General features: G+C 68.1%; 21 protein-coding genes. 19 read left to right on the top strand and 2 right to left on the bottom strand.

Translation table 11 applies throughout. From position 1 onward, the window contains the following. Positions 1-107: 107 nt before the first annotated feature. Positions 108-389 carry a hypothetical protein gene (locus tag PG2T_RS06095; RefSeq protein WP_068803479.1) on the bottom strand — a complete coding sequence of 94 codons (282 nt, stop codon included), beginning with the start codon at positions 387-389 and terminating at the stop codon, positions 108-110. A 211-nt stretch (positions 390-600) separates the two neighbouring features. Between PG2T_RS06095 and PG2T_RS06090 the strand changes: the two genes are divergently transcribed. The 19 genes from PG2T_RS06090 (at position 601) to PG2T_RS06000 (ending at position 19,142) form a co-directional block, all read left to right on the top strand. Continuing rightward, a complete protein-coding gene (locus PG2T_RS06090) occupies positions 601-1,074 on the top strand; it encodes an ATP synthase subunit I (RefSeq protein ID WP_202816443.1) in 474 nt (157 codons plus the stop codon). 37 nt (positions 1,075-1,111) lie between these two features. Further along, positions 1,112-1,972: a F0F1 ATP synthase subunit A gene (gene atpB / locus PG2T_RS06085; protein ID WP_068803476.1), complete on the top strand. Its 861-nt coding sequence runs from the start codon at positions 1,112-1,114 to the stop codon at positions 1,970-1,972. A 38-nt stretch (positions 1,973-2,010) separates the two neighbouring features. Then, positions 2,011-2,259: a F0F1 ATP synthase subunit C gene (gene atpE, locus PG2T_RS06080; RefSeq protein ID WP_068803475.1), complete on the top strand. Its 249-nt coding sequence runs from the start codon at positions 2,011-2,013 to the stop codon at positions 2,257-2,259. Between the two features lie 35 nt (positions 2,260-2,294). Next, positions 2,295-2,765 (top strand): F0F1 ATP synthase subunit B, encoded by a 471-nt coding sequence (locus PG2T_RS06075; RefSeq protein ID WP_068803474.1) that lies wholly within the window; start codon positions 2,295-2,297, stop codon positions 2,763-2,765. A gap of 3 nt (positions 2,766-2,768) precedes the next feature. After that, positions 2,769-3,302: a F0F1 ATP synthase subunit delta gene (locus tag PG2T_RS06070; RefSeq protein ID WP_068803473.1), complete on the top strand. Its 534-nt coding sequence runs from the start codon at positions 2,769-2,771 to the stop codon at positions 3,300-3,302. Positions 3,303-3,360: 58 nt separating this feature from the next. Further along, complete coding sequence (gene atpA / locus PG2T_RS06065) at positions 3,361-4,914, top strand: F0F1 ATP synthase subunit alpha (protein ID WP_068803472.1); 1,554 nt, start codon at positions 3,361-3,363, stop codon at positions 4,912-4,914. 26 nt (positions 4,915-4,940) lie between these two features. Beyond that, on the top strand, positions 4,941-5,819 hold the full coding sequence (gene atpG / locus PG2T_RS06060; protein ID WP_068803470.1) for a F0F1 ATP synthase subunit gamma: 879 nt from the start codon (positions 4,941-4,943) through the stop codon (positions 5,817-5,819). A gap of 26 nt (positions 5,820-5,845) precedes the next feature. Next, entirely contained in the window at positions 5,846-7,246 is a 1,401-nt protein-coding gene (gene atpD / locus PG2T_RS06055; protein WP_068807853.1) for a F0F1 ATP synthase subunit beta, read from the top strand. Positions 7,247-7,258: 12 nt separating this feature from the next. Then, on the top strand, positions 7,259-7,693 hold the full coding sequence (locus PG2T_RS06050) for a F0F1 ATP synthase subunit epsilon (RefSeq protein WP_068803468.1): 435 nt from the start codon (positions 7,259-7,261) through the stop codon (positions 7,691-7,693). A 40-nt stretch (positions 7,694-7,733) separates the two neighbouring features. Further along, a complete protein-coding gene (gene glmU, locus PG2T_RS06045; protein WP_068803467.1) occupies positions 7,734-9,125 on the top strand; it encodes a bifunctional UDP-N-acetylglucosamine diphosphorylase/glucosamine-1-phosphate N-acetyltransferase GlmU in 1,392 nt (463 codons plus the stop codon). A gap of 5 nt (positions 9,126-9,130) precedes the next feature. Continuing rightward, positions 9,131-10,963, top strand: coding sequence for a glutamine--fructose-6-phosphate transaminase (isomerizing) (gene glmS, locus PG2T_RS06040; RefSeq protein WP_068803464.1), 1,833 nt, complete (start codon positions 9,131-9,133; stop codon positions 10,961-10,963). A 185-nt stretch (positions 10,964-11,148) separates the two neighbouring features. Further along, positions 11,149-12,126, top strand: coding sequence for a LysR substrate-binding domain-containing protein (locus PG2T_RS06035; RefSeq protein ID WP_068803462.1), 978 nt, complete (start codon positions 11,149-11,151; stop codon positions 12,124-12,126). A 23-nt stretch (positions 12,127-12,149) separates the two neighbouring features. Next, positions 12,150-13,541 (top strand): NAD-dependent malic enzyme, encoded by a 1,392-nt coding sequence (locus PG2T_RS06030; protein WP_068803461.1) that lies wholly within the window; start codon positions 12,150-12,152, stop codon positions 13,539-13,541. A gap of 228 nt (positions 13,542-13,769) precedes the next feature. Next, the gene (locus PG2T_RS06025) at positions 13,770-14,831 is read left to right on the top strand and encodes an acyl-CoA dehydrogenase family protein (RefSeq protein WP_068803459.1); all 1,062 of its coding nucleotides are present in this window, start codon (positions 13,770-13,772) and stop codon (positions 14,829-14,831) included. Between the two features lie 14 nt (positions 14,832-14,845). Beyond that, the gene (locus tag PG2T_RS06020) at positions 14,846-16,114 is read left to right on the top strand and encodes an acyl-CoA dehydrogenase family protein (protein WP_068803457.1); all 1,269 of its coding nucleotides are present in this window, start codon (positions 14,846-14,848) and stop codon (positions 16,112-16,114) included. A gap of 248 nt (positions 16,115-16,362) precedes the next feature. Beyond that, positions 16,363-16,848 carry a cell wall hydrolase gene (locus tag PG2T_RS06015; RefSeq protein ID WP_068803455.1) on the top strand — a complete coding sequence of 162 codons (486 nt, stop codon included), beginning with the start codon at positions 16,363-16,365 and terminating at the stop codon, positions 16,846-16,848. Positions 16,849-16,882: 34 nt separating this feature from the next. Beyond that, complete coding sequence (locus PG2T_RS06010) at positions 16,883-17,545, top strand: alpha-ketoglutarate-dependent dioxygenase AlkB family protein (RefSeq protein WP_068803453.1); 663 nt, start codon at positions 16,883-16,885, stop codon at positions 17,543-17,545. 71 nt (positions 17,546-17,616) lie between these two features. Beyond that, positions 17,617-18,813 carry an aromatic ring-hydroxylating oxygenase subunit alpha gene (locus tag PG2T_RS06005; RefSeq protein ID WP_068803451.1) on the top strand — a complete coding sequence of 399 codons (1,197 nt, stop codon included), beginning with the start codon at positions 17,617-17,619 and terminating at the stop codon, positions 18,811-18,813. Beyond that, on the top strand, positions 18,813-19,142 hold the full coding sequence (locus PG2T_RS06000) for a hypothetical protein (protein ID WP_068807850.1): 330 nt from the start codon (positions 18,813-18,815) through the stop codon (positions 19,140-19,142). The genes PG2T_RS06005 and PG2T_RS06000 overlap by 1 nt, the downstream gene beginning before the upstream one ends. Positions 19,143-19,176: 34 nt before the next feature. Here the strand turns inward: PG2T_RS06000 and PG2T_RS05995 are convergent, their stop codons facing one another. Beyond that, positions 19,177-23,271, bottom strand: a complete 4,095-nt coding sequence (locus PG2T_RS05995; RefSeq protein WP_068803449.1) for an EAL domain-containing protein — start codon at positions 23,269-23,271, stop codon at positions 19,177-19,179. Positions 23,272-23,280: the final 9 nt, after the last annotated feature.

The following is a 23,280-nucleotide window of genomic DNA, read 5'->3' as shown; positions in this document are numbered from 1 at the left end:
GGGCGATGATTTGACTGGGCGCAATCGCGCAGCAGAGCTGCGCCTACCGGGTTTTGCCCGATGGCAGGCGCTGAAAAATCCAGGATGGATTTATTCAGCGTCTCCCCCTAGAAATCGTCGCCCTTGAAGTGGCTCATGCCGAACCCGAACATGGCCACCACCAGCCAGTAGGCGAGCAGGAAGCTTTGCCAGTCCGGAGTCGGTGACTGCCACAGCACCAGCGCCGTGCCGAGCGCGAAATTGATCAGGCCCCAGACCAGATTGACGCGCGCCGTCGAGTTGGCACCCAGCGGCGAACGAAAACGCTTGCCGGCCGCCCCGGCGATGAAATGCGGCATACCGTTGCTGAAAAAGAAGCCGATCACGACGTGCCAGACCGAAAATTCCATGCGCTGCTCCTCCCGAAGTGGCTTGTCATGCCCCGCCGGAGAAACCCGCGAGGCATGTGACGCCTTGCCCGTTGCAGGCGCCGACCCTATAATGCGCGCCGCTTTTTAACCCGCCAAGCGGGTGGGCGTCGGGCCCCGCCGGCGCCACCCGGAAACGGACCTGTCGGCACCCTGATCCGGCCTTCGCGAAGGCCCGCCTTACGGTGAAGCCATGTCCGGAATGACTGACCGAAATGCGGCGTGGGCGGATGTCGACACGCCGGACGCCGAGACCTGGCAACCGTTGAGCGCCACCGAGGCGCAGGCCCTGCGAGCCCGGCAACCGATGCTGGCACCGTCGCGGGTGGTGGTGGCGCAGGCGCTGGCCGGTGCGGTGACGGCGATGCTGGCCTGGGCGGTGGCCGGCCGTGCCAGCGTAATGTGGTCAGCGCTTTACGGCGCAGCGGCAGTGATTTTGCCGGCGGCGTTGATGGCACGCGGACTGGCGCGATCGGTGCCGCAATCGGCGCCTGCCCTGGGGGCGGTGCGCCTGCTTGCGTGGGAGGCCATCAAGCTGATGCTGGCGGTGGCCATGCTGGCCCTGGCGCCGCGGATTGTTGCGCCACTCAGCTGGCCGGCGCTGTTGATCGGCATGGTGGTGTGCCTGAAGGTTTACTGGCTGGCGCTGCTGTGGCGCGGCCGTTGAAGACACTTAGAAATTAGCAACAGGGATCGTCCGACACATGGCAGCCGAAGGCCACGCGCCTAGCGCCGGCGAGTACATCCGCCACCACCTGCAGCACCTGCGCTCCACCGAGCAGGCGTCGATCATCGACTTCTCGGTGGTCAACCTCGACTCCGTGGTCTGGTCGGTGCTGCTGGGCACGCTCACCTGCTGGCTGCTTTGGCGGGCCGCGCGCAGCGCCACGGCCGGCGTGCCGGGCCGCTTTCAGGCCGCGGTCGAGATGCTGGTCGAGATGGTCGATAGCCAGGCCCGCGGCATCATCCACAACGCACAAAGCCGCCGGCTGGTGGCACCCCTGGCGCTGACGGTGTTCGTGTGGATCTTCCTGATGAATGCCATGGATCTGCTGCCGGTGGATCTGCTGCCCTGGCTGTGGACGCAGCTGTACGGCGCCGCCGGCCACGATCCGCAGCATGCCTACCTGCGGGTGGTGCCGACGGCTGATCTGTCCACTACGCTTGGCCTGTCGACCTCGGTGCTGCTGATCTGCGTGTTCTACAACGTCAAGATCAAGGGTTTCGGCGGCTGGGTGCACGAGCTGTTCACGGCGCCGTTCGGCAGCCACCCGCTGCTGTACCCGGTCAATTTCATGATGCAGATGATCGAGTTCGCCGCCAAGACCGTGTCCCACGGCATGCGGCTGTTCGGCAACATGTACGCCGGCGAGCTGATCTTCATGCTGATCGCGCTGATGGGCGGCGCCGCCGCGCTGTCGCTGCCGGGTGTGCTGCTGCCGATTGGGCATGTCATCGCCGGCACGATGTGGGCCATCTTCCACATCCTGATCATCACCCTGCAGGCGTTCATCTTCATGATGCTGACGCTGGTCTATGTCGGTCAGGCGCACGACGCGCACTGATCCTGCCGTTTCTGTTTTTCAACCACCTGGAGTAGCAAATGGAGCATGTCCTTGGTTTCGTCGCCCTGGCCGCCGGCCTGATCATCGGTCTGGGTGCCATCGGTGCCTGTATCGGCATCGGCATCATGGGTAGCAAGTACCTGGAAGCCGCCGCCCGTCAGCCGGAGCTGATGAACGAGCTGCAGACCAAGATGTTCCTGCTGGCCGGCCTGATCGACGCGGCATTCCTGATTGGCGTCGGTATCGCCATGATGTTCGCCTTCGCCAATCCGTTCGTCCTGCAGTAAGCGCCGGCCGTCGCAAACAACCTGAAGGTGCCGTCGTGAGCATCAACGCAACGCTGTTCGTCCAGTTGGTGGTGTTCGCCATCCTGGTGTGGTTCACCATGCGTTTCGTGTGGCCGCCGATCACCAAGGCCATCGACGAGCGCACCCAGAAGATCGCCGACGGCCTGTCGGCGGCCGAGCGGGCGCGCCTGGAGCTGTCCAACGCCAACCGGCGCGTGGACGAGCAGCTGTCAGCGGCGCGTGACGATGCGGCCAAGCGCCTGGCCGACGCCGAGCGCCTGGCGCAGTCCATGATCGAGGACGCCAAGGCGCGCGCCGCCGAGGAAGGCGCCAAGATCGTCGCCGCAGCCCGCGCCGAGGCGCAGCAGGAAGTGGTCAAGGCGCGCGAGGTGCTGCGCGGCCAGGTGGCCGAGCTGGCGGTGCGCGGCGCCGAGCAGATCCTGCGCCGCGAGGTCGACAGCCGCGTCCACGCCGACCTGCTGTCGCGCCTGCAGACCGAGCTGTAACACATGGCCGAGCTTGCCACCATCGCCCGCCCGTACGCGGAAGCCCTGTTTCGGGCCGCCGATCCGGCCGAGGCGCCGTCCCTGGTCGGGCCGCTGCAGCAACTGGCGCAGATTGCTTCCGAACCTCGCCTGCGCGAGTTCGCCGACAACCCCAAGGTGTCGGCCGGGCAGGTCAGCGAGCTGATCCTGGGCGTGCTGCCGGCACCGCTGCCCGCGGCGCTGCAGAACCTGCTGCAGGTGGTGCTCGAAAACGGGCGTCTGGGCGCGCTGGGTGAGATCGCCTCGCAGTACCAGGAGCTGGTCGATGCCCGGGCTGGCGTGTCGCAGGCCATCGTCTACAGCGCATTCGAGATTTCCGCGGCCCAACTGGCGGATATCACGGCGGCCCTGGCGCGGCGCTTCGGCCGCCGGCTCGACACCCGCGTGGTGATCGAACCGGAGCTGATCGGCGGCGTGCGCGTGGTGGTCGGCGACGAGGTGCTGGACACCTCGGTGCGGGCGAGACTTGAACAGATGAGGACTGCCCTGGCGGCCTGAGCGTCACCGACGCCCGTCCGCTGGCACGGCCGCTCACGCGGCATCCCTGGAGCATGCAATGCAACTGAATCCTGCTGAAATTTCCGAGCTGATCAAGAGCCGCATCGAGGGCCTTGGCGCGGCGACCGACATCAAGAACCAGGGCACCGTGGTGTCCGTTACCGACGGCATCGTGCGCGTGCACGGCCTGTCGGACGCGATGGCCGGCGAGATGCTGGAGTTCCCCGCCACCGCCTCGGGCCAGGCCACCTACGGCCTGGCGCTGAACCTGGAGCGCGACTCGGTCGGCGCGGTGATCCTGGGCGAGTACGAGCACATCACCGAGGGCGACACGGTCAAGTGCACCGGCCGCATCCTGGAAGTGCCGGTCGGCCCGGAACTGCTCGGCCGCGTGGTGAACGCGCTCGGTCAGCCGATCGACGGCAAGGGCCCGATCAACGCCAAGATGACCGACGTGATCGAGAAAGTGGCGCCGGGCGTGATCGCGCGCAAATCGGTCGACCAGCCGGTGCAGACGGGTCTGAAGTCCATCGACTCGATGGTGCCGATCGGCCGCGGCCAGCGCGAGTTGATCATCGGCGACCGCCAGACCGGCAAGACCGCGGTGGCGATCGACACGATCATCAACCAGAAAGGTCAGAACATGACCTGCGTGTACGTCGCCATCGGCCAGAAGGCGTCGTCGATCAAGAACGTGGTGCGCTCGCTGGAAGCCAACGGCGCCATGGATTACACCATCGTGGTAGCCGCCTCGGCCTCCGAGTCGGCGGCCATGCAGTACGTGTCGGCCTACTCCGGCTGCACCATGGGCGAGTACTTCCGCGACCGCGGGCAGGACGCGCTGATCATCTACGACGATCTGTCCAAGCAGGCCGTGGCCTACCGCCAGGTGTCGCTGCTGCTGCGCCGCCCGCCGGGCCGCGAGGCCTACCCGGGCGACGTGTTCTACCTGCACAGCCGCCTGCTGGAGCGCGCCGCGCGCGTGAACGCCGACTACGTCGAGAAATTCACCAACGGCGAGGTCAAGGGCAAGACCGGTTCGCTGACGGCGCTGCCGATCATCGAGACGCAGGCCGGCGACGTGTCGGCCTTCGTGCCGACCAACGTGATCTCGATCACCGACGGCCAGATCTTCCTGGAAACCAGCCTGTTCAACGCCGGCATCCGGCCGGCCATCAACGCCGGCATCTCGGTGTCGCGCGTCGGCGGCGCGGCGCAGACCAAGCTGATCAAGAGCCTGTCCGGCGGCATCCGTACCGATCTGGCGCAGTACCGCGAACTGGCGGCGTTTGCGCAGTTCGCGTCCGATTTGGATGAGGCCACGCGCAAGCAGCTCGACCGCGGCGCGCGCGTCACGGAACTGCTCAAGCAGGCGCAGTACTCGCCGCTGCCGATCTCGCTGATGGCGGCCACGCTGTTCGCGGTGAACAAGGGCTTCCTGGACGGTGTCGAGGTCAGCCGCGTGCTGGCTTTCGAGCACGGCCTGCACCAGCACCTCAAATCCAGCCACGCGGCCCTGCTGCAGAAGATGGAAGCCGACAAGGCGCTCGACAAGGCGGCCGAGGAAGAGCTGACGGCAGCCGTCGCCGCCTTCCAGAAATCGTTCGCCTGATCCACCGGAACTGACGGAGCACCCGGATGGCAGTCGGCAAGGAAATCCGCGGCAAGATCAAGAGCATCGAGAACACGCGCAAGATCACCAAGGCCATGGAAATGGTGGCCGCGTCCAAGATGCGCAAGGCGCAGGAGCGCATGCGCGCCGCCCGGCCGTACAGCGACAAGGTACGCAACATCACGGCCAACCTGTCGCGCGCCAACCCCGAGTACCGTTCGCCGTACATGCGGCAAGTCGGCGAGGTGAAGGCGGTCGGCTTCATCGTGGTCAGTACCGACAAGGGCCTGTGCGGCGGCATGAACACCAACCTGCTGCGCTCGGTGAGCATCCGCATGCGCGATGTGCAGGCGGCCGGCCAGGCGATTCGCGTGACCACTCTCGGCGGCAAGGGCCAGAGTTTCATGACCCGCGCCGGGGCGCAGATCATCAGCCAGGCCGTGCAACTGGGTGATGCACCGCAGCTCGAAACGCTGATCGGACCGGTCAAGGTGATGCTGGACGCCTTCGTGGCCGGCGAACTGGACGCCGTCTACGTGTGCTACACGCGCTTCATCAACACCATGAAGCAGGAGCCGCTGGTCGAACAACTGCTGCCCCTGTCGGCCGAGCGCCTGGCGCAGACCGAGGCCGAGAGGCAGGCCTACAGCTGGGATTACCTGTACGAGCCAAGCGCCCCGGTGGTGATCGACGAGCTGCTCACGCGCTACATCGAGGCGCTGGTGTTCCAGGCGGTGGCGGACAACATGGCGTCCGAGCAGTCGGCGCGCATGGTGGCCATGAAGGCGGCCAGCGACAACGCCGGCAACCTGATCGAAGAACTGAAGCTGATCTACAACAAGACCCGGCAGGCCGCGATTACCAAGGAGCTGTCGGAAATCGTCGGCGGCGCGGCCGCGGTGTGACGGATACGGAATTCAAGGACCTGACAATGACGCAAGGCAACATCGTTCAGTGCATCGGCGCCGTGGTGGACGTCGAGTTCCCGCGCGGGCAGATGCCCAAGGTCTATGACGCGCTGGTCATGGAAGGCTCGGAACTGACCCTCGAAGTCCAGCAGCAGCTGGGCGATGGCATCGTGCGCACCATCGCGCTGGGCTCGTCCGACGGCCTGCGGCGCGGCATGACCGTGACCGACACCGGCAAGCCGATCACCGTGCCGGTGGGCGCGGCCACCCTGGGCCGCATCATGGACGTGCTCGGGCGACCGATCGACGAGCGCGGCCCGGTGGACCAGGCCCAGACGGCGCCGATTCACCGCAAGGCGCCGTCCTACGACGAGCTGTCGCCGTCGCAGGAGCTGCTGGAAACCGGCATCAAGGTCATCGACCTGATCTGCCCGTTCGCCAAGGGCGGCAAGGTCGGCCTGTTCGGCGGCGCCGGCGTGGGCAAGACCGTCAACATGATGGAGCTGATCAACAACATCGCCAAGGCGCACTCGGGCCTGTCGGTGTTTGCCGGCGTGGGCGAGCGCACCCGCGAGGGCAACGACTTCTACCACGAGATGGCCGAATCGGGCGTCGTGAATCTGGAGCACTTGGGCGAGTCCAAGGTGTCGATGGTGTACGGCCAGATGAACGAGCCGCCGGGCAACCGCCTGCGCGTGGCGCTGACCGGCCTTACCATCGCCGAATCGTTCCGCGACGAAGGCAAGGACGTGTTGTTCTTCGTCGACAACATCTACCGCTATACCCTGGCCGGCACCGAAGTGTCGGCGCTGCTGGGCCGCATGCCGTCGGCCGTGGGCTACCAGCCGACGCTGGCCGAGGAAATGGGCCGCCTGCAGGAGCGCATCACCTCCACCAAGGTCGGCTCCATCACCTCGATCCAGGCCGTGTACGTGCCGGCGGATGACCTGACCGATCCGTCGCCGGCCACGACCTTCGCGCATTTGGACGCCACCGTGGTGCTGTCGCGTGACATCGCGTCGCTGGGTATCTATCCCGCCGTGGATCCGCTGGACTCGACCTCGCGCCAGGTCGACCCCAACGTGGTCGGCGAGGAACACTACAACACCACCCGCGCCGTGCAGCAAACGCTGCAGCGCTACAAGGAGCTGCGCGACATCATCGCCATCTTAGGGATGGACGAGCTGTCGCCGGAGGACAAGCTGGCCGTGTCCCGGGCGCGCAAGATCCAGCGCTTCCTGAGCCAGCCGTTCCACGTGGCCGAGGTGTTCACCGGCTCGCCGGGCAAGTACGTGCCGCTGTCGGAGACCATCCGTGGCTTCAAGATGATCGTCGCCGGCGAGTGCGATCACCTGCCCGAGCAGGCCTTCTACATGGTCGGCACCATCGACGAGGCCTTCGAGAAGGCCAAGAAGATTCAGTAAGCGAGGCGTCCGATGGCAATCACTGCCGCCACAATCCAGGTCGACGTCGTGTCGGCCGAGGCCTCGATCTACTCCGGCGAGGCGAAGTTCGTCGCCCTGCCTGGCGAGGCGGGCGAGCTCGGCATCCTGCCGCGCCACACGCCGCTGATCACTCGCATCCGGCCGGGCGCGGTGCGCATCGAGCTGCCTGACGGCAGCGAGGAGCTGGTGTTCGTGGCCGGCGGCATCCTGGAGGTGCAACCCGGCGCGGTCACCGTGCTGGCCGACACCGCCGTGCGCGCACACGATCTGGACGAGGCCGCCGCGCAGGAGGCCAAGCAGCGCGCCGAGGCACTGATGGAGAACCGTCAGGGCGATTTCGAGTACGCCACCGCCAGCGCCGAACTGGCCGAAGCGATGGCACAGCTGCAGACCATCCAGCGCCTGCGCCGCCGCGCCGGCGGCTGAGACTTCCCGCTCCAGGTGCTCTGACGTCAAGGTCAACACCATGAGCAGCACGCCGCTACAGATCGTCATCCTGGCCGCCGGGCAGGGCAAGCGCATGCGCTCGTCCCTGCCCAAGGTTCTGCAACCGCTCGGTGGCCAGCCGCTGATCCGGCACGTGCTGGCGGTGTCCGATGCCGTGCTGCGGGAGGCTGGCAGCGCCGCCCGCCCGGTGCTGGTCTACGGCCACGGCGGCGATCAACTGCAAGCCGCCCTTGCCGACGCCGACTGCCGCTGGAGCCATCAGGCCAGCCAGCGCGGCACCGGCGATGCCGTCGCTGCGGCACTGCCCCATATCGAGCCGGCCGGACGCGTGCTGGTGCTGTGCGGTGACGTGCCTCTGCTGCGCGCCGCGACACTGCGCACGCTGCTGCATGCGCCGCAGGACGCGCTGGCCATCTTGACCGCGATGCTCGACGACCCCACCGGTTACGGCCGCATCCTGCGCGATGCGCATGGCGAGGTGCGGGCCATCGTCGAACAGCGCGACGCGACCGCCGAGCAACTGGCGCTGCAGGAGGTCAACACCGGCACGCTGCTGATCCCGGCCGAGCGCCTGGCCGGCTGGCTTGGCCGGCTCACGGCCGACAACGCCCAGGGTGAGCTGTATCTGACCGACATTGTGGCCATGGCGGTGGCCGATGGCGTGCCCGTGGTGGGCATACCGGCCGCCGGCGAGGCCGAGATCATGGGCATCAACGACCGCGCCCAGCTCGCCTGCTGCGAGCGCGAACTGCAGCGCCGGCAGGCCCGGCGCCTGCTGCAGGAAGGCGTCACGCTGCGCGATCCCGAGCGGCTCGACGTGCGCGGCGACGTCAGCGTCGGCCGCGACGTCGAGATCGACGTCAACGTCATTCTGGAAGGCCGGGTTGAGCTTGGCGACGGCGTGCGCGTGGGCGCGCACTGCATCCTGCGCGATGCCATCGTCGAGGCCGGTGCGCGCATCGAACCGTTCAGCCTGGTCGACGGCGCGCGGGTCGGACCCGGCGCCGTGGTCGGCCCCTACGCCCGCCTGCGGCCGGGCACGGAACTGGCCGCCGACGTCCACGTCGGCAACTTCGTCGAGGTGAAAAACAGCCGCCTCGCGCCAGGGGCCAAGGCGAACCACCTCAGTTATCTGGGCGATGCCGACATCGGCGCCCGCGTCAACGTCGGCGCCGGCACCATCACCTGCAACTACGACGGCGCCAACAAGCACCGCACCACGATCGGCGACGACGCCTTCATCGGCTCCAACAGCTCGCTGGTGGCGCCGGTCAGCATCGGCGCGGGCGCCACCATCGGCGCCGGTTCCGTCATCAGCCGCGAGGCGCCGGCCGGTGGCCTGACCCTGACCCGGGCGCCGCAAAAGTCCATACCCGGCTGGCAACGGCCGCGCAAGAAACCGGCGCAGTAAGAACCATGTGCGGCATCGTTTGCGGAATCGCCCGGCACGACATCGTGCCCGACCTGCTGGAGGGCCTCCGCCGGCTGGAGTACCGCGGCTACGACTCGGCCGGCATCGCCGTGCGCCTGGACGACGGTCGCCTGCACCGTGTGCGGGCGCTGGGCAAGGTCATGGAGCTCGCCCGCCGGCTGGCCGCCGAGCCGGTCACCAGCCACGCCGGCATCGGCCACACCCGCTGGGCCACCCACGGCGCGCCCAGCGAGGCCAATGCCCACCCGCACATCTCGCGCGGCGAACTGGCGGTGGTGCACAACGGCATCATCGAGAACCACGCCGCGCTGCGCGAAGCCCAGCGCGCTGCCGGCTTCGAGTTCACCTCGCAGACCGACACCGAGGTCATCGGCCACCAGATTCGCCGGCATCTGGACGCCGGTCTCGATCTGTTCGATGCGGTGCGCGCAGCGGCCGCGGAACTGCACGGTGCGTTTGCGATCGGCGTGCTGTCGGGCGCCGAGCCGGACCGCCTGCTGGCGGCGCGTCGCGGTAGCCCACTGGTCGTCGGCGTGGCGGCGGACGCGGTGTATCTGGCGTCGGACGCCGCCGCCCTGGTGCCGTTCACGCAGGACATGGTGTTCCTGCAGGACGGCGACGTCGCCGAGGTCGGCATCGGCCTGTTGCGCATCGTGGACGCGCACGGCCAGCCGGTGCAGCGGCCACTGCGGCGCAGCAGCCTGAGCGCCGCCGCCACCGAGCGCGGCGCGTATCGCCACTACATGCAGAAGGAAATCTTCGAGCAGCCGCAGGCCATCGCCGACACGCTGGATGGGCGCCTGGGCGAAAGCCGCGTGCTGGAAGCGGCCTTCGGCACCGAGGCGGCAGCCATTTTCGATCGCGTGCGCGAGCTGCGCATCGTCGCCTGCGGCACCAGCTACCACGCCGGCTGCGTGGCGCGGTACTGGTTCGAGGCCCTGGCCGGCGTGCCGTGTCAGGTGGAGATCGCGTCCGAGTTCCGCTACCGCGACAGCGTCGTGCCGGCCGATGCCCTGCTGGTCGCCATTTCCCAGTCCGGCGAGACGGCCGACACGCTGGAGGCGCTGCGCGAGGCGCGCCGCCGCGGCTACGCCCATACGCTGGCCATCTGCAACGTGCCGGAGAGCTCGCTCACGCGCGAGGCCGACCTGAAACTCATGACTCACGCCGGGCCGGAAATCGGCGTCGCCTCCACCAAGGCCTTCACCACCCAGCTGGTGTCGCTGATGCTGCTGGTGCTGGCACTCGGCCGTCGTCATCGCCTGGACGCGGCCACCGAGGCGTCTCTGGTCGACGAACTGCGCCGCCTGCCGGCCGCCGTGCAGGCAGTGCTGGCACTCGACGACACCATCGCCGCCCTGGCGCCGGACTTTGCCGACAAGCATCACGCCCTGTTCCTGGGCCGCGGCGTGCACTACCCGGTGGCGCTGGAAGGCGCCCTGAAGCTGAAGGAAATCTCCTACATCCACGCCGAGGCCTACGCCGCCGGCGAGCTCAAGCACGGCCCGCTGGCGCTGGTGGATGCCGACATGCCGGTGGTGGCGGTGGCGCCCAGCGATCCGCTGCTCGAAAAACTCAAGTCCAACATGGAAGAGGTCCGCGCTCGCGGCGGACGGCTGCTGGTGTTCGCCGACGCCGGGGCCGGTTTCGACGACACCGACATCGCCCTGGTCGAAGTGCCGACCGACACCATCGACCATCTTGTGCCGGTGCTGTTCACCGTGCCGCTGCAACTGCTGGCCTACCACGTGGCGCTGATCCGCGGCACCGATGTCGACCAGCCGCGCAACCTCGCCAAGTCGGTGACCGTCGAGTAGGAGCGCAGCTTTGCTGCGCGGTGATCGCCCGGCAAGCCGGGCTCCTACAGCGCGATGACCGCCCGGCAAGTTCGACTCCAACGATTTTTGCGAATCCGGATCGACCGCCCGGCCTGCCGCTTGCACGACAATGGCGCGGCGCGCCGCCGTCTGTGGGCGACGCCTAGCCCGCGAGGCGCCCGGCCGTGAAACTCCAGCAGCTGCGTTATCTGGTCGAGATCGTGCGTCGGGACATGAACGTCTCGGCGGCGGCGGCGCGCCTGTTCACGTCGCAGCCGGGGGTGAGCAAGCAGATTCGCCTGCTGGAGCAGGAACTGGGCGTTGATCTTTTCCAGCGGCGTGGCAAGCAGTTTGTCAGCCTCACTGCGGCCGGCCGGGCGGTGCTGCGGGAGGCGCAGGAAATCCTCGGCCGCAGCGAGAACATCCGCCGCCTGACTCGCGATCTGGCCAGTCCGGAGCACGGCGAGCTTGGCATCGCAACCACCCACACGCAGGCCGGCTTCGTGTTGCCGCCGGTGCTTCGCGAGTTCCACAGACGCTACCCGCGGGTGCGGCTGAACCTGTTTCAGGGCACGCCGCAGCAACTTGCGGACATGGCCGGTCAGGACGACGTGGACCTGGTCATCACCACCGACGAGGCCGCCCTTTACCCACACCTGGTGCTGCTGCCGGTCGCCGGCTGGCGCTACGCCGTGTTCTGCCCGGCCGGGCATCCCCTGGCGCAGATCGCGTCGCTGAGCCTGGCGGACATCGCCGCCTATCCGCTGGTGACCTACAGCTTCGCCTTCAACGGTCACTCGGCGCTGGAAGAGTGCTTCAAGGCCGCCGGCCTCACGCCGCAGCTGGCCCTGACGGCTGTCGATACGTCGGTGCTCAAGCGTTACGTGAAGGAAGGACTCGGCATCGGCCTGATGGCGGCGGATGCCTTTGATCTGGCGCAGGACGCCGACCTGGTGGCGCGCGACACTGGCACCCTGCTGCCGCGCGGCACGGTGCACGTGGCGTTTGCGCCCGGTCGCTTCCTGCGCGGCTATGTGTACGACTTCATCGCGCTGCTGGCGCCGCACCTGAGCCGCAGCGTGGTGGAAGAAGCCCGCAACCTGCGCGAGCCGCAGGCCATCGCCGCGCTGCTCGCCACCACCGCTCCGGCGGCCATGATCTGACGCCCCATTCAAGCGAGACCGCCATGAGTTCCAGCAATTCGATCACCGTGCGCCTGCGCCTGGAAAGTCGCCCCGGCCTGCTGGCCGAGGCCCTGAAAGCCGTCGGCGACCAGGGCGGGGACGTCGGCGCCATCGACATCGTGCGCGCCGATGCCGAGCACACGGTGCGCGACGTCACCGTCGATACCCGTGACGAGCAGCATGCCGAGCGCGTCGTGGCAGCGCTGCGCACGGTGCCGGGCATCGAGGTGCAAAGCTGGTCGGACCGCACCTTCCTGCTGCACCTGGGCGGCAAGATCGAGGTCGTCAGCAAGACTCCGGTGCGCACGCGCGACCAGTTGTCGATGGTCTACACGCCCGGCGTGGCGCGTGTGTGCCTGGCCATCGCCGCCGATCCTGCCGCGGCCTGGAACCTGACCATCAAGCGCAACACGGTGGCGGTGGTCAGCGACGGTTCGGCGGTGCTGGGCCTGGGCAACATCGGCCCCTACGCCGCCATGCCGGTCATGGAAGGCAAGGCGCAGCTGTTCAAGGAATTCGGCGGCGTGGACGCGTTTCCGATCTGTCTGGCGACGCAGGACACCGAGGCCGTGATTGCCGCCGTGGCGGCGCTGGCCCCCGGCTTTGGCGGCATCAACCTGGAGGACATCGCCGCGCCGCGCTGCTTCGAGATCGAGCAGCGCCTGCAGGACATGCTCGACATTCCGGTGTTCCACGACGACCAGCACGGCACCGCCGTGGTGCTGGCGGCGGCCTTCTTGAACGCGCTCAAGGCCATCGGCAAGCGCGCCGCGGACCTGAAAGTGGTCGTTGCCGGCGTCGGCGCGGCCGGCACTGCCTGCACCCAGATGCTGCTGGAACTTGGCGTGCGCAACATCATCGGCTGCGATCGCGGCGGCGCCCTGTCGCAGGCGCGCACGGACCTGAATGCCGCCAAGCGCGAGTACCTGGCAGTGACCAACCCTGATGACGAGACCGGCAGCCTGCATCAGGTACTGCGCGGGGCGGATTTTTTCATTGGCCTGTCGGGGCCGAATCTGATCGGCGCCGATGACCTGAAGGCCATGGCGCGCGATCCGGTGGTGTTCGCCATGTCCAACCCGGATCCCGAGGTCGATCCGGCGATCGCCCTGCCGCTGGTCGCCATCATGGCCACCGGACGCAGCGATTACCCGAACCAGATCAACAACGTGCTGTGCTTCCCGGGGCTGTTTCGCGGCGCCCTGGATTGCCAGGCAAGGCGCATCACGGGAGGCATGAAACTGGCCGCCGCGCACGCCATCGCGGATACCATCCCGGTCGAGGCGCTCAGTGCCGACTACATCATCCCGAGCGTGTTCGACCCGGCGGTTGCACCGGCGGTGGCCGAGGCAGTCAAGCAGGCCGCGCGCGCGGACGGCGTGGCGCGACGCTGAGCTGACGCCGGTACAACAAGCGCAGGGACGCGCTGCCAAAATCAGCGGCCGTAGCCCGGCTGTGCCGGGCGATCACCCGCCTGCGCGCTGCGCGCGGGCGGGTCGTGCAGCAAAGCTGCGCTCCCACATTGGATGGCGGGCGCTGAGAAATCCAGGATGGATTTATTCGGCGCTTCCTCGGGCAGCCAGCGTGGATGCGGGCGGCGCGTTCAGCAAGGAGGAGCAGGCATGGATTTCGCCTACACGGCCGCGCAAACTGCGCTGGCCGGGGAACTGGCCGCCCTATTCGGGCGCTTTGCGGCGCCGCCGAGGCTGCGCGCCTGGGCCGACGCCGGCATCGCCGCCTTCGACGGCGAGCTGTGGCAGGCGCTGGCCGATCAGCGCTGGCTGGGTCTCGGGCTCACGCCGACGCACGGCGGCCGCGGCCTGGGCACGGACGAACTGACGCTCGCCGCCTGCGAGGCCGGGCGGGCGCTGGCGCCGGTGCCGCTGGTGGCGACCCTGCTGGCCGGCGAAGCATTGAAGGCGATCCCGCGGCCCGCGCAGCTGGGCGCTCTGGCAGCCGGCGATCTGCGCGTGGCGCTGTGCCTGCCGCCGCCGGGCCGGTTGACGCCGACCGTTTCGGTGCTCGACGGGCGGGTCAGTGGAGCGCTGCTGCCGGTCGTGGACGGCCTGCTGGCGGACGCGGTGCTGTGCGCCGATGCCGCCGGCAACGCCTGGCTGGTGGACCTGCGCGGCGATGGGGTGCGCCGCCGTCAGCTGGCCACGCTCGATCTGGCCCATACCGCCGCCGAGCTCGTCCTGACGGATCAACCGGCGCTCGCGCTTGGGCCTGCCGGGCCGTGGCGCGACCGGGCCGCCATCCTGAGCGCCTTCGAGCAGCTCGGTGGCGCGCAGCGCTGCCTGGATCTGGCCGTCGCCTACGCCAGGGAGCGTTACGCCTTTGGCCAGCCGATCGGCGCCTTCCAGGCCGTCAAGCACAAGCTCGCGGCGCTGCATGTCGAAATCGAACTGGCGCGTGCCAATGCCTATTTTGGCGCCTACGCGCTGGCCGAGGGCGAGCCGGGCATTCTGGCCGAGGCGGCGGCGCTCGCCCGCGCCAGCGCCACCGACATCTACCTGCTGGCGGCGCAGGAGAGCCTGCACGTGCACGGTGGGGTCGGCTTCACCTGGGCCTGCGAGGCGCATCTGCACCTGCGCCGGGCCCGTGCGCTGGAGGCGGCGCTCGGCAGCGCGGCGCTGTGGCGCGAGCGATTGCTGGGCAAAGCCGCCGTGCCGGCGCAAGCCTGAGGAGGCCGACCACGATGGACTTTCGAGACAGCCCCGACGAGGCGGCTTTCCGCCGGCAGGCCCGCGCCTGGCTGGAGGCGAACGCCCCGCTGCGCGATCCGCACCAGGTCGAGCCCGGCGTGTTCGAGAACTGGCCGGATGCCGCGCAGATGCAGGCTGCCCGCGACTGGCAACGGCGCAAGCACGACGCCGGCTGGGCCGGCGTGTTCTGGCCGCCCGAGTACGGCGGCCGTGGCGGCACGATCATGCAGCAGATCATCTGGAATCAGGAGGAACGGCGCGTGCTGACGCCGCCGGCGGTGCTGCTGATGGGCCAGGGCCACGTCGGCTACACGCTGCTGGCGCACGGCACGGCCGAGCAGAAACAGCGCTGGCTGCCGCCGACGCTGCGCGGCGAGTACGCCTGGTGCCAGTTGTTCAGCGAACCGGGGGCGGGCTCGGACTTCGCCGCCCTGGCCTGCGCGGCCAGGCGCGAGGGCGATCACTGGCGCATCCGTGGCGAGAAAATCTGGATCTCCGACGGTGCCTACGCGGATGTCGGCTTTCTGGTCACGCGCACCGATCCGGATGGCCCCAAGCACAAGGGCCTGACCTGCTTCGTGGTCGACATGCGCGCGCCGGGTGTCACGGTGCGCGACGTGCGCCACCCGAACGGCGGCTCGCACTTCAGTCATGTGCGCTTCGACGACCTGCGCGTGCCGGACGCCGACCGCGTCGGCGCCGTCGATGACGGCTGGCGGGTGGCGCTGACCACGCTGATGTACGAGCGCTTCTTCGTCGGCGCCTGGGGTTCGTCGGGTGCCTTCGGCGGGCCGCAGTTGCGCCATCTGATCGAACTGGCCGGACGCTGCGAGGTCGGTGGCCGGCCGGCGCTGCAGGATGACGCCGTGCGCCAGCGCCTGGCGGCGTTCACCGTGCGCGCACGGGCCATCGAACACATGAGCTACCGCGTGCTGACCACCGTCTCGCAGGGCGGCATCCCGGGCCCGGAAGGCTCCATCGTCAAAATGGAGTTCGCCCGCCTGTCGCAGGAGATGACCAATCTCGGCCTGGAGCTGATGGGACCGGCGGCCATGCTGGACGGCGCCGACGCGCCGCTCGCCGGCGTGTTCCAGGCGGCGCTGCTGGAGAATCCGTGTATGCGCATCGCCGGCGGCACCGACGAGATCCAGCGCACCATCATCGCCGAGCGCCTGCTCGGCCTGCCGCAGGAAAGCCACGTGCCGCGCGACCTTCCATTTCGGGATTTGCCGCGCGGCGGGGGCTGGCGACCGATGGCGTGAAAGCGCCAGGAAGGGGAGGGCAGGCAAGTTTCAGCCAACCCGGCGGCGCCCTCGCCGCGAATCTTCCACCCCAGCCATACCCAGCCATTCGGCCCGGGGGCGGGCCTCCCACGGTCATGGATCCGCCCCGTTCAAGGGTGTCCGGCCGGGCGCAGACAACCCCTTCGATCGGGCTTGCCGGGCTTGGCCTGGCGTCCCATACGGGTTATAAAGGCAGCCGGGCTTCACCCGTGAGGAACGGGATGAATATGAAAATCAAGACATTTTTTGCTGCGACCGTGTTGTTTGGCGGACTTGTTGCCGGGCTTTTTGCACCGCCTGCAGCCCGCGCCGCCGGGCGTGAGGTGCCGCCCGACGCGCTGCGCTGCCTGGCGCTGGCCGTCTATTTCGAGGCCGGCAGCGAGCCGCAGACCGGCAAGGTGGCGGTCGCCCACGTGGTGCTGAACCGCGCCCAGCATGCCGGCTTTCCGGGTGGCGTGTGCGGGGTCGTGCAGCAGGGCGGCGAGCAGCGGCCCTGCCAGTTCGGCTGGTATTGCGACGGTCGCAGCGACCAGCCGACCTCGTCCCGCATGTGGCAGTCGGCGCAGGAAGTGGCGCGCGAGGTGCTGGCCGGACGGGTGGATGACCCCACCGGGGGCGCGCTGTATTTCGCCCAGGCCCGCGCAACTCGGCCGGCCTGGACCAAGCGCCTGACGCAAATGGCCCGCATCGGCGGCCACGTCTTCTACCGCTGACGTCGTTACCCTCTACGCCACCGGGGCACGGGTCGTGCCCCTGCCGGACGGCCTGCTCTACCACCTGCCGCAGTTCCTGGCACCGGACGCAGCCAGCGTATTGCTGGGGCAACTGACCACCTCGCTGGACTGGCAGCAACACCGGCTCAAGCTGTTCGGGCGCGAATGCCTGACGCCGCGGCTTTGTGCCTGGTATGGCGACGCCGATGCCCGCTACGGCTACAGCGGCCAGACGCTCGAACCCCTGCCCTGGACAGCGCCGCTCGCCGCGCTGCGCCAGCGGCTCGAAGCGATGCTCGGCCTGCCCTTGAACGGCATGCTGGCCAATCTGTACCGTGACGGCGCCGACAGCATGGGCTGGCACAGCGACGACGAGGCAAGTCTCGGTCCGCGTCCGGTGATCGTCTCGCTCAGCCTCGGTGCGACACGCCGCTTCGTGCTGCGCCATCGCCGTCGTCGCGATCTGCAAACCGTGGCTCTGGCGCTGGAACACGGCTCCCTGCTGGTCATGGCCGGCGATACGCAGCGTCATTGGCAGCACGCCGTACCCAAGACTCGCAGGGCGGTCGGCGTGCGTATCAATCTGACGTTTCGTTACGTCAGTCGCTTGCGGGCGGCGGCAGGTGCGCCAGTCGGCGGTTCATCGACCACTGAACCGGCACGCCGCCGCGCGTCGATCTTGTCAAACGACCGTTAACTCGCCATCATCCGGATCACTGCCCGCAGCCCGTGCCGGCGCTGCAGGGCCCCCTGCCAAGGAGATCCGACATGGGCGCCACCGAACAGCCGTTCATCACCAAGTACCCGACCGCCGTGCCGGCCATGGGCGACGGTCCACTGCCGGTAGCGCCCTACATCAGCCGCGAGTTTTTCGAGCGCGAGCGCGAGAAGGTGTTCAAGCGCGCCTGGCTGGAGGTGGCGCGTGCCGAGGACATTCCCAATCCGGGCGACTACCGGGTGGTGGACATCGAGGTGCTGGGCTGGTCGCTGATTCTGACCCGCGGCGAGGACGGCCAGTTGCGCGGGTTTCACAATATCTGCACCCATCGCGGCAACAAGGTGGCGCAGCAGAAAGCCGGCAATGCCAGGGGCTTCACCTGCGGCTTTCACGGCTGGGTGTTCGGCAACGATGGCGAGCTGAAGTACATGGCCGGCGAGGAATACTTCCCGCCGGGCACCGACCGCTGCAAGCTCGGCCTCAAGCCGGTGACGCTGGACACCTGGAACGGCTTCGTGTTCATCCACCCGCAGGCCGAGCCGGCGCAGACCTTGCGCGAGTTCCTGGGTGGCATGGCGGACCAGCTCGATCCGTTCCCGTTCGACCGCTGCACGCGCATCGCCCGCTACGAGGCAACGCCGCGCGCCAACTGGAAGGTGGTGCTGGATGCGTTCCAAGAGGCCTTTCACGCCATCATGGTGCACCGCGCCTCGCTGCCGAAGTCCGCGGCGGCGGCACCAAACCCGAGCGCGGCGCTGACCTCGGCGCGCTTCCACGGGCCGCACCGTTCCCTGTCGGCCTGGGCGAATCCGGACTACCGGCCACCGGAGGTCGGCATGATCGTCGGCAAGTACGGGCCGACCTTTGCCACCGCCAAGGATCAGTTCCCGGGCATCAACCCGAACCGGGACGAGAACTGGTGGTTCGACATCAATGTGGTGTTTCCGAACTTCTTCTGCGACACCGGGCCGGGCTGGTATTTCACCTACAACTTCTGGCCGATTTCCGAGAACCGCACCCGCTGGACCATGGACATCTACCAGCTCAAGGCCGAACACGCCGGAGGGTTGCTGGCGCAGGAGCACACCAAGATCCTGCTGCGCGACGCCGTGCTGGAGGACTTCAGCACGCTGGAGGCGACGCAGCAGATGATGGAAACCGGCGTGCTCACGCACATCACGATCAGCGAACTGGAAATCGCGCTGCGCCACCAGATGCACATCATCGACCAGTGGCTGGCGGCGTGATGGCGTCCGGGCCGATGCTGCCGGCGCAGTTCGCCGACTGGGAGCCGTATGCCGCCACCTGGTGCCTGGCCACCGAGCATGCCCGGCGCGAGCAGCGCATGCACAGCACCCAGGCGCAGCTGGAACAGTTCTACAAGGCGGTCAAGCCGCGCCTGGATGAGGCCATTCAGTACCTGAACGACTTTCCGCTGGACGACATGCCGCAGCGCGAGCGCAACCTGCTGAATCTGGCCCTGTCGCTGGTGGAAATCTCGGTGGCGGTGGAGCTGTTCTTCAACCCGTGGCCGCTGGACGCCTACCCGTGGCAGGAATTCTCGGTCGCGTATTGAGGGGGCGTCGATCCGCCGGCGCGGGCATCACAAATCAGTGGCGACCGCGCGGCCCTTTGACGATGCCGAGCCCGGCGACGTTGGGGCGCTGATTGTTCTTCAGCCAGGTTTCGATGCTGCCGGGTGTGGTCGGGGCATGCAGCAGGTAGCCCTGGATCACGTCGCAGCCGCGTTCGCGCAGGTAGCGCAGCTGGGCGGCAGTCTCGACGCCTTCGCCGACGATCTCCAGGCCCAGGTTGTGACCCATGTCGATGATGCCGTTGGTGATGGCGGCGTCGTGGGTGTTCTCCGGCAATTCGGCGACGAACGAGCGGTCGATCTTGACCGTCTGTACGGGCAGGTGTTTCAGGTAGCCCAGCGACGAATAACCGGTGCCGAAATCGTCGATCGACAGGCGTACCCCGAGGCTGCGCAGGCGGCTCAGAACCTTGGCCGAGGCTTCCAGGTCGCGCATCAGGGTGGTTTCGGTGATTTCGAGCTCCAGGCGCTGCGGCGCGTGGTCGGTTTCCTCCAGCGCGCGCGCCACGGTGTCGACGAATTCCGGCGCCGCAAGCTGGTGTCCTGACACGTTCACGGCCATCCGCAGCGGTGGCAGGCCATGCTGTTGCCACAGCCGGTTTTGCCGGCAGGCCTCGCGCAGCACCCATTCGCCGATCGGACCGATCAGGCCGGTGTCCTCGGCCAGCGGGATGAAGTCTGCCGGCGAGACCAGGCCGCGCTGCGGATGCTGCCAGCGGATCAGCGCCTCGACGCCGGTGACCATGCCGCTGCCAAGGTTCATCTGCGGCTGGTAGAACAGCATCAGCTCGGACCGTTCCAGGGCCTTGCGCAGGTCGGTTTCCATGTCCAGGCGCCGCCGCACGGCGACACTCATGTGGGTCTGCCAGAAATGGTGCCGACCGCCGCCGGCCGACTTGGCCTGATTCAGGGCCGTTTCGGCGTGCCGAATCAGCCCGTCCAGACCACTGTCGTCGGCCGGGTACAGCGCAATGCCGATGCTGGCGCCGAGCACCAGTTCCTGGTCAGCGACCTGCAGCGGCAGACCGACGCTGCCCAGAATCTTGTTGGCTACGGTGACGGCCGTGTCCGGGCCGTCGATTTCGAATGCAAGGCCGAACTCGTCACTGCCGACCCGGCCGAGCAAATCATCCGCACGCAGCTGGCGCCGGATGCGGTCGGCCAGTTGCACCAACACCTCGTCGGCCACGTCGTGGCCGAGGCTCTCGTTCAGGACCTTGAAACGGTCCAGGTCGAGCGCGACCACGGCCAGCTTGGTGCCGGCGTCGGCACGCTCCAGCCGCTCACGCAGCCGTTCCCGGAAACCGGCCCGATTCGGCAGCCCGGTCAGCACGTCGTGATAGGCGAGGCGGTGCGCGTGCCGCTCCGATGCCCCGGCCTGCAGCAGCCGTGTGACGCGCCGTCGCAGCACGCCGAAATTGATCGGTTTGGTGATGTAGTCGGCGGCGCCGGCCCGAAACGCGCGCTCCACCGAAATCTCATCGGCCAGGCTGGTGATCATCAGCACCGGCGTGCGGTGCGCCTGCGGCAACGCAAGCATTTGCCGGCAGGTCGTGAAACCGTCCTGACGGGGCAGGCGGGCATCGAGCAGCACCAGGTCCGGGCGCACGCGCGGGTACAGCTGCATGGCCTCCTCGCCGTCGCCGGCCTCGATCACGCGGTAGCCTTCAAGGGCCAGAATGCCGCGCAGCGCGAGGCGTGTGCTGTGGTCGTCCTCCACCAGCAGCACCGTGAAATTCGACTGCGGGATTTCGGTCGGCTTACTGCCCAGCTGACCGGAGGACCAATGCGCGAGGGCCTCCCGCGCCGCCGTGTGCTGGCGGTCGAAGTCGTCGCTGAGGCGCTCCAGACCGGCGATGTCCGGGTTGCTGCCACTGGCCATGCGTTCCACGCGCTGGGCCAGATCGGCCAGCATTTCGGCGCCCAGGTTGCTGGCGCTGCCCTTCAGGGTATGGGCCAGATCGCGAATACGCGCGGTGTCGCGTTGGCCGATGGCGTCGCGCAAATCCACGAAATAGCGCGCCGAATCCGAGATGAAGGTGCGAATGACAGTGGGCAGCGCGTCGCCGATGGCATCGTGCAGTTCGGACAGCAGGGCGGTGTTCAGGACGGCCGTGGTGGTCGGGGCGTCACCGGGGGCGGCAGCAGGCTCGGGCGGCGGTGCAATCGCGCGGGTGGAAGTCCATTTGTCCAGTATTTGCTGCACGCCGGCAAGCTGCATCGGCTTGGGCAGGCTGTCATCCATGCCGGCTGCATGGCACTGCTCCTGCAGCGCGGCCTCCAGGTTGGCGGTCATGGCAATGATCGGCACCCGCTGTCCGGCCGCTTCGCTGGCACGGATGCGGCGCGTGGCTTCGAGACCGTCGACGCCCGGCATGTTGCAGTCCATGAAGATGATCGCGTACGCACCGGTCGCCCATGCGTCAACGGCAGCCTGGCCGTCGCCGACCACCTCGACCGTGCAGCCACAGGCCTCCAGCAGTCCCTTGGCGACCAGCTGGTTGGTTGCGTTGTCCTCGGCCACCAATACGCGCGAGTGATTTGCCAGCAGCCGCGGCGGGGTATAAAGCGCTTCGGCGGCTGGCTCGGCGATCTGCGGCGCCAGATCGAACGGCAGCCAGAACCAGAAGCTGCTGCCAACGCCGGGCGTGCTGTCGACGCCTATCTGGCCACCCATCTGCTCGACCAGCTGGCGGGTGATGGTCAGGCCAAGGCCAGAGCCGCCGAACTGCCGGGTGGTCGAGCTGTCGGCCTGGGTGAAGGACTGGAAGATGCGTTCCAGGTCCTCGCTGGCGATGCCGATGCCGGTATCGGTGACCCGGAACATCAGCCGCGTGTCCGCATCGCCACGCCCGACGGTGTCGATTTGGACCCTGACTTCGCCGGCCGGGGTGAATTTGATCGCGTTGCCGATCAGATTGGTCAGCACCTGGCCGAATCGAACCGGATCACCGACCACGCCCGACGGAACGTCGGCGCCGATATCGACTTGCAGTGCGATGTCCTTGTTGCGTGTCTGCAGCTCGAACAGGGTGGAAATTTCGTGCACCTTGGCGTGCAAATCGAACGGTATGTGCTCGATTTCCACGCGCCCGGATTCCAGCCGCGAAAAATCCAGGATGTCGTTGATCAGCGTGAGCAGGGTATTGCCGGAGGCCTCGGCGATGGTCAGCCGTTCCAACTGCTTGGCCGTCAGCGGCGACTCCCGCAGCAACTGCAGCATGCCGAGCAGGCCGTTGAGCGGCGTGCGGATCTCGTGGCTCACGTTGGCGGTGAACTGAGCTTTCACACGCGCGGCGCTCAGGGCGGCGTCGCGCGCGCTGCGCAGTTCCTGCTCGCGATCCTGCAGCCGGTCCATCATGCTGTTGAAGGCCCGCTCCATCTGCTGCACGTCGGCCGGTCCGGACAACTCGGCGCGGGCCGATGTCTCGCCCGATTCGGTGCGCGCCATGACCCGGGCCAGCGCCTGGATGGGGTTCGATATGCGGCGCAGGATCAGCAGCAGCAGCGGCAACAGCACGGCCGCGGTGAGCACCGTCATGGTCGCGGTGGACAGCACGATGTCGCGGGTGACGTCCCGCAGGGCCTCCTTGCTGACGGCAACCGCAACCTGGCCCTGGTATTGGGGCGGCGGAACCGCTTCGCCGAAAACGGTCAAGTCCTGGCTCGCATTGCCGACGAATACCGGCGCCCCAAACAGCCAGTAGGAATCGTTGTCGTCGAGCACGCGCGTGCTCTCGTCGGCGCGCCAGGGTTCGATTGCCGCCGCCCGCCGGGCGCCGACCGCGCCCTGCCGCAGCAGGGTCGAACCGTCTGCATTGAACACCGCCACTCCGACCACGTTTGGAAACCGCAGCAGGTTGTCGGTGGCTGCCCTGGCGTTGTCCGGGGAGCCGTAGAGCAGCGCCAGCGTGGCCTGCGCCGCGTAGCGCTCGGTCAGCAGCCGCCCCTGGTTGAGCAGATCGTCGCGTGCCTTGTTGACCGACAGCACGGAAATACCGGTTGCCGCAGTCAATGACAGCAGCGTGATTCCGACGATGCAAACCAGCATCACCAGGGTATCGCTGCGCAGCCGGGCAACTCGCCTGGCGATGAAATTGGTACGGTTCATGACGATGGT

It is taken from the genome of Immundisolibacter cernigliae (genome assembly GCF_001697225.1).
GTDB classification, from domain to species: domain Bacteria; phylum Pseudomonadota; class Gammaproteobacteria; order Immundisolibacterales; family Immundisolibacteraceae; genus Immundisolibacter; species Immundisolibacter cernigliae.
Note: the sequence above shows the minus strand (reverse complement) of the source record. Positions and strands in the feature narration are given on the sequence as shown.